Here is a 6,900-nt window from a genome sequence, read left to right on the forward strand (position 1 = left end):
GACCCGCTCGCGGCCGGACCCACGCCCGGCTCACGACCCGCTCGCGCCCGGACCCAGGACCGGATCAAGGCCGGTGGGCCGTCGCCGGGTCCAGGCGGGCCAGGTCCTCCGCGGTCAGGACCAGGTCCGCGGCCCCGGCCGAGTCCCGGATGCTCTCCGGGCGGCTGGCGCCCGGGATCGGGATCACGGTGGGGGAGCGGTGCGACAGCCAGGCGAGACATACCTGTTGAGGGCTCACGCCGTGTTCCCGGGCCACCGTGTGGAACGCCCCGAACCGCCCCTGGGAACCCTTTTCGGAACCGCTGCCGGACGGGCTGGACGGCCCGGACGGGCCGTCCAGCGAACTGCGGGAGATGCCGCCCAGCGGGCTCCACGGCAGGAACGCGAGCCCCAGCTCGGCACAGAGGAGCAGTTCGGGGTCGCTGTCCCGGACCGCGGGGGAGTACTGGTTCTGGACGGAGACCAGGCGGTCCCCGAGGATCGCGTGAGCCCGGCGGATCTGGTCGGCGGTGGTGTTGGAGATGCCGGCCAGCCGGATCGTGCCCGCGTCGAGAAGGTCGCGCAGCGCGCCGACCGAGTCCTCGAAGGGGACGGCGGGATCGGGCTTGTGCAGCTGGTAGAGGCCGATCGCCTCCAGGCCCAGCCGTTTCAGGGAGGCCTCGGCCGCCGCCTTGAGCCGGCGCGGGGAGCCGTTCACCGTCCAGGTGCCGTCGGCCGGTCTGCCGCGCCCGCCCTTGGTGGTCACCAGGACGTCCGCGGTGTCGCCGCCGTACGTCGCCAGAGCGCGGGCCACGAGCCGTTCGTTGTGGCCGGGTTCGTCGCCGGGCAGGTGATACGAGTCCGCCGTGTCGAGGAGGGTGACGCCCGCGTCCAGGGCGGCGTGCACCGTGGCCAGGGCCCGCGCCTCGTCCGGCCGCCCCTCGATGGACAGCGGCATCGCGCCGAGTCCCACGGCGCTGACCCGAAGACCGCCAAGTGTCCGGTATCGCATGTCAGTTGCCCTTTCCGAGGGTCTCGGCCACGGCACGCGGCAGCCATGCCCGCGCGTCACCGAAGGGGAAACCGAGCCGGGTGGCCCGGGAGTTGTCCATGCCGTAGGAACGGCTGAAGGAGAAGGGGGAGACCTCGCCCACCTGGACGGCTCCCAGGACCGCCTTGCCGTCCGGGAGGTGCGCGGTGATCGCCTCGCACAACTCCTGTGTGGTCAGCGGCCCGTGGGAAGCCGCGTTGACCGGGCCGGTGAAGTCCTCGCCGACCGTCCAGAACAGGAAGTCGGCGATCTCCTCGACGTGGATATAGGTCGCCGGGTGGTTCACGGGCGGCACGGCGATCGTCCGGCCGGTACGGATCCGGTCGGCGTAGTGCTCCAGCCGACCGGTGAAGTCGTCGTCCCCGCCCAGTACATGGGCGACGCGTACGGCCACGTAGGGGAAGCCGGGGTCGGCCGCGAACACGGCCTCGGCCTGCCGCTTGCCCTCGCCGTAGTGCGTGTCGAGGAAGTCGGCGTCGTCCCAGGGAAGGCCGGGATCGACGGCGACCGTACGGGGATCCACGGCGTCCTCGCCGACCGGGTCCGCCGTGTCCTCGTACACCTCTACGGTGGATGTCATCACATACCGGCGAGTGCGCCCCGCGAAGACCCGGCGGGCGATCTCCGCCTGCCGCGGTGTGTAGCAGACCTGGTCGACGACGACGTCGAAAGTCCGTGAACCCAGCGCCTTTTCCAGGGAGTTCTCGTCATTGCGGTCGGCGATCAGATGTATCGCCCCGGCGGGCGGCGCCGAAGAGCCGCGATTGATGACGGTGACTTGGTCTCCCGCGGCCGTCAACCGGGATATGAGACGCTTTCCGAAATACCGGTTTCCGCCGATGACACAGATCTCTCGCACGTCGCTCTCCCCTGTTTCCCCGTCACCCGTGCCCTGTGCGTCCCTGCGCTCGGGCACCCGTTTCCCCAAGCACCCGTCACCGGTCGCCAGCCGCTCACGGTGCTCCGGCCTGTGGTCATAATTCTCCCGTCGCAGGGGTCAGGTCCGAAGGGGGAGACATGGGAGATCCGGCTGTCGCACCGAAAGAAACACGGCATCCGCGCGCCGTCTCCGGCGAAACGTCGGCGGGCTTCGACACGCTGGACCGGCAGATCCTGGAACTGCTCCAGAGCGACGGCCGTATCAAGCTCAGCGAGCTGGGCCGCCGGGTCCGGCTGAGCCCGGCCGCGGTCGCGGAGCGGGTGCGCCGGCTGGAGGCGACGGGCGCGATCACCGGCTACGGTGCCCGGGTGTCCGCGCCCCGCCTCGGCTACGGCATCCAGGCCTTCATCCGCGTCAACCCGCACGGCGGCTACACCCTCAAGCATCCGCGGACCCTGGAACTGCTGGCCCGTCCCGAGGTCACCGAGGTGCACCACGTCGTCGGCGAGGACTGCTGGATCCTCAAGGTCGCCGTCGAGGACACGATCCATCTGGAGGACGTCCTGGAACAGACCTCCGCGCTGGGGCGGACGACGACCTCGATCGTGCTGTCGTCACCGGTGGACCGCAAGCCCCTGCTGCCGCGCACCTCACGCTGAGCCTCGCTGACCCGAGGCGACCGCCCGCCGCCCCTTGCCTTGACGTCGGCGTCAAGGATTACCGTCGAGGCATGCGAATCGGCGAGCTGGCGGAACGGGCCGGGACGACCACGCGGACTCTGCGCTACTACGAGTCGCGGGGACTGCTGCCCGCGCGGCGGGGCGAGAACGGGTACCGGACGTACGACGAGCACGACCTGCGGCTGCTGCGGCAGATCAGGACGCTGCAGGACTTCGGGTTCGACCTGGAGGAGACACGGCCCTTCGTGGAGTGTCTGCGGGCCGGGCATCCCGAGGGCGACTCGTGCCCGGCGTCCCTGGACGTCTACCGCCGCAAGCTCGGCGAGCTCGACGGGCTGATCGACGAGCTGCGGTCGGTGCGTGCGCAGGTGGGCGAGCAGTTGGCGCGGGCGGAACGGGCGCGCGACGAGCTGGCGGCCGACGCGGAGGTTCCGGGTGGTCCGGAACCCGTATGCGAACTGGGAGGGCAGACGCGATGATCAGGGCGGCAGGCGTGGCCGAAGTGACGGACGCGGACTTCGGGGCGGAGGTGATCGGGTCGGATCTGCCCGTGCTGGTGGAGTTCACGGCCGACTGGTGTCCGCCGTGCCGGCAGATGGGCCCGGTGCTCAGCGAGCTGGCCTTCGAGGAGGGCGACCGGTTCAAGGTGGTCCAGCTGGACGTGGACACCAATCCGGAGACGACGCTGGCGTACGGCGTGCTCTCGATGCCGACGTTCATGGTTTTCCGCGACGGTGAGCCCGTGAAGTCGATGGTGGGCGCCCGGGCCAAGCGACGGCTGCTGCAGGAGCTGTCCGACGTGCTCTGATCCCACCCGGCAGACAACTCGGCGCACAAAAAATCCCCTGGGCAATTGCGCCCGGGGGATTTCTCTGCGTATATTCAATGATTCGCGACTTCGGGGGACCGAGTCGCAAAGAAGTTCAGTAGGCGCAGTATATCTGGGTGGGAGCGGAATTGTCAAACAAGGGATCGCACACAGAATTCCCCGACGATGAACTGCGAAGCGAGCAGGAATTCATCGACGGGTTGTACGCGCGCGTGGACGCCCTGCGCGATGCCACCGAGGCCTCTGTCGGGGACGCGCTCGCCCAGGGCAACACACCCAGGCAGGCCCGGCTCGAACGGGACATCCTGGTCGCCGAACGCTCGGGACTGCTGGCCGCGCTGAACGCCGTGGACGGTTCACTCTGCTTCGGCCGTATCGACCTCGCCCCGGTGGAATCCCCCGGGGGAGGGGCGCCCTCCGCCGGCGTCACCCATCACATCGGCCGGATCGGCATCCGCGCCGACGACATCGAGCGCACCCCGATCCTCGTCGACTGGCGGGCCCCGGTCGCCCGCCCCTTCTACCTGGCAACCGGTCACACCCCGATGGGCCTGCGCCGCCGCCGGCACATCGGCACCGCGGGCCGGCACGTCACCGACCTGCACGACGAGATCCTCGACCTCGGCGACCGCGAGCGCACCGGTCACGAGGACCCGACCGGGGACGCCGTGCTGCTCGCCGCGCTCAACTCGGCCCGCACCGGCCGGATGAGCGACATCGTGCAGACCATCCAGGCCGAACAGGACCGGATCATCCGCGCGCCGCACCGGGGGATCATGGTCGTCGAGGGCGGCCCCGGCACCGGCAAGACGGCCGTCGCCCTGCACCGCGCCGCGTATCTCCTCTACGAACACCGGGAACTGCTCGCCAAGCGGGCCGTCCTGATCGTCGGCCCCAACCCGGCCTTCCTCGGCTACATCGGCGAGGTGCTGCCCTCGCTCGGCGAGACCGGCGTGCTGCTCTCGACCGTCGGCGAGCTCTTCCCCGGAGTCCACGCGACGGCCGTCGACACGCCCGACGCGGCCGCCGTGAAGGGGCGGGCCGAGATGGCCGAGGTCCTCGCCGAGGTCGTCCGGGACCGCCAGGCCCTCCCCGACCCGGTGATCGCGATCGAGCACGACCGGGACGTCCTGATGCTCGACGCGGGCCTCGTCCAGGTCGCCCGGGAACGCGCCCGCGCGGCCGACCTGCCCCACAACGTCGCCCGCGAGCACTTCGAGGGCCACATCCTCAACGCCCTCACCGACATGCTGGCCGAACGCATCGGCACGGACCCCTTCGACGGCTCCAACCTCCTCGACCCGAGCGACATCACCCAGATCCGCGACGAACTCGCCGAGAACCCCGAAGTCTGGTCGGCCGTCGATCAGTTGTGGCCGAGGCTGACCCCGCAGCGACTGGTCGCCGACTTCCTCGCCGACCCGTACGGCCATGTCCCGGACGAGGACGCGGCGGCGATCCACCGCCCGCTGACCGGGGCCGGTGACTGGACCGGCGCCGACGTTCCCCTCCTCGACGAGGCCGCCGAACTGCTGGGCGAGGACGACCGGGTCGCACGGGCGCTGGCCGACCAGGAACGCCGTACGCAGATCGCCTACGCGCAGGGCGTGCTGGACGTCTCCTACGCCTCGCGGACGTACGAGTTCGAGGACAAGGACGAGGAGGACTCCGAGATCCTGTCCGCGCACAACATCATCGACGCCGAGCGGATGGCCGAACGGCACGAGGAGGACGACCACCGCAGCGCCGCCGAACGCGCCGCCGCCGACCGGACCTGGGCCTTCGGCCACATCATCGTCGACGAGGCACAGGAGTTGTCGCCGATGGCGTGGCGGCTGCTGATGCGGCGCAGCCCCACGCGGTCGATGACGCTCGTCGGCGATCCCGCGCAGACCGCGGAGGCGGCGGGGGTCGGCTCGTGGGAGGAGATCCTCTCCCCGTACGTCGAGGACCGCTGGGAGCACACCCGGCTCGGCGTCAACTACCGCACGCCGTCGGAGATCATGGATGTCGCCGCCGGTGTGGTGCGGGCCGAACGCCCCGGGTTCGAGCCCCCGCGCTCCGTCCGCTCCACCGGGGTGCGGCCCTGGGCGCGCGATGCCGGGGACGACCTGCCCGGCGCGGTGGCCAAGGCCGTCGCCGAACTGACTCCCGCCGAGGGACGGCTCGCGGTGATCGCGCCGCGTGCCCTGCACACCGCGCTCGCCGGCCGGCTGGACGGGGTGACGGCGGCCCAGGAACCGGACCTGACCCGCACGGTGGTGCTCCTCGACCCCCGTCAGGCCAAGGGACTGGAATTCGACTCCGTACTGGTGGTCGAGCCCGCGGCGTACGGGACGAGCGACCTGTACGTGGCGCTGACCCGGGCCACCCAGACCCTGGGCGTCCTGCACACCGGGGAACTGCCCGCGTCGCTGCGCGGCACCGGGCTGGAGTGAAGGGTGCGGGGTGCGGATGAGGGGGGCCGGTCCGGAGTGACGACGGGCTCGCCGGTTCCGCCGGCTCACCCCTGACCGGTCCCCGGCGGCTGTGCCGCCGGGGACCGGGTGCGCGACGCCGCTAGGCAGGCCGCAGCCACACCGTCGCGAGGGGCGGCAGCGTCAGCTGGATGCTGGCCGGACGGCCGTGCCAGCCCTGGGGCTCCGGTTTGACGGGGTCGGGGTTGGTGATGTCGCTGCCGCCGTAGCGGAGAGTGTCGGTGTTGAGGACTTCGCGCCAGGCGGGGATGTCCTCGGGGACGCCGAGGCGGTAGTTGTGGCGGACGGCGGGGGAGAAGTGGGAGACGGCCAGGAGCGGGGTGCCGTCGGCGGCGTGGCGCAGGAAGGCGAAGACGTTGTCGTCGGCGGAGTCCCCGGTGATCCAGGTGAAGCCGGAAGGATCGGTGTCGCGCTCCCACAGGGCGGCTTCGGCGCGGTAGACGGTGTTGAGGTCGCGGACCAGGTCGCGGACGCCACGGTGGTCGGGTTCGGCGGCGTAGGCGGGGTCGAGGAGCCACCAGTCGGGGCCGTGGGCCTCGGACCATTCGGCACCCTGGGCGAACTCCTGTCCCATGAAGAGGAGTTGCTTGCCCGGGTGGGCCCACATGAAGGCGAGATAGGCGCGGAGGTTGGCGCGTTGCTGCCACCAGTCGCCGGGCATCTTGGAGACGAGTGAGCGTTTGCCGTGCACGACCTCGTCGTGGGAGATCGGCAGGACGTAGTTCTCGCTGTACGCGTACACCATCGAGAACGTCATCTCGTTGTGGTGGTACTTGCGGTGGATCGGCTCGTGGGACACATAGTCCAGCGAGTCGTGCATCCACCCCATGTTCCACTTCAGCCCGAACCCCAGACCGCCGAAGCCTCCGGGGCCGACGTGGTGGGTGGCCCGGGTGACCCCGTCCCAGGCGGTGGACTCCTCGGCGATGGTGACGACGCCGGGGTTGCGGCGGTAGACGGTGGCGTTCATCTCCTGGAGGAACGCGACGGCGTCCAGGTTCTCG

Annotated in this window: 7 protein-coding genes; 4 read left to right on the forward strand and 3 right to left on the reverse strand. The window is 70.8% G+C overall.

All coding sequences use genetic code 11. The annotated features are described in order from the left end of the window. Positions 1 to 64: 64 nt before the first annotated feature. Both N4G66_RS29155 and N4G66_RS29160 read right to left on the reverse strand, forming a co-directional pair. Positions 65 to 991, reverse strand: a complete 927-nt coding sequence (locus tag N4G66_RS29155; RefSeq protein WP_261707219.1) for an aldo/keto reductase — start codon at positions 989 to 991, stop codon at positions 65 to 67. A gap of 1 nt (position 992) precedes the next feature. Continuing rightward, positions 993 to 1,889: an NAD-dependent epimerase/dehydratase family protein gene (locus tag N4G66_RS29160; protein ID WP_261707220.1), complete on the reverse strand. Its 897-nt coding sequence runs from the start codon at positions 1,887 to 1,889 to the stop codon at positions 993 to 995. Positions 1,890 to 2,047: 158 nt separating this feature from the next. Here N4G66_RS29160 and N4G66_RS29165 point away from each other — a divergent pair, with 158 nt between their 5' ends. The 4 genes from N4G66_RS29165 (at position 2,048) to N4G66_RS29180 (ending at position 5,857) form a co-directional block, all read left to right on the forward strand. Beyond that, positions 2,048 to 2,569: an Lrp/AsnC family transcriptional regulator gene (locus N4G66_RS29165; protein ID WP_261707221.1), complete on the forward strand. Its 522-nt coding sequence runs from the start codon at positions 2,048 to 2,050 to the stop codon at positions 2,567 to 2,569. A gap of 71 nt (positions 2,570 to 2,640) precedes the next feature. Then, positions 2,641 to 3,069, forward strand: coding sequence for a MerR family transcriptional regulator (locus N4G66_RS29170; RefSeq protein WP_261707222.1), 429 nt, complete (start codon positions 2,641 to 2,643; stop codon positions 3,067 to 3,069). Further along, positions 3,066 to 3,398 (forward strand): thioredoxin family protein, encoded by a 333-nt coding sequence (locus N4G66_RS29175; RefSeq protein WP_315903705.1) that lies wholly within the window; start codon positions 3,066 to 3,068, stop codon positions 3,396 to 3,398. The genes N4G66_RS29170 and N4G66_RS29175 overlap by 4 nt, the downstream gene beginning before the upstream one ends. Positions 3,399 to 3,547: 149 nt before the next feature. Continuing rightward, on the forward strand, positions 3,548 to 5,857 hold the full coding sequence (locus N4G66_RS29180; protein WP_391858898.1) for a HelD family protein: 2,310 nt from the start codon (positions 3,548 to 3,550) through the stop codon (positions 5,855 to 5,857). Positions 5,858 to 5,978: 121 nt separating this feature from the next. Here N4G66_RS29180 and N4G66_RS29185 read toward each other — a convergent pair. Then, a partial coding sequence (locus N4G66_RS29185) for an alpha amylase C-terminal domain-containing protein (RefSeq protein ID WP_261707223.1) occupies positions 5,979 to 6,900 on the reverse strand: 922 nt, incomplete at its 5' end.

Source organism: Streptomyces rhizosphaerihabitans, from assembly GCF_025399795.1.
GTDB lineage: Bacteria > Actinomycetota > Actinomycetes > Streptomycetales > Streptomycetaceae > Streptomyces > Streptomyces rhizosphaerihabitans.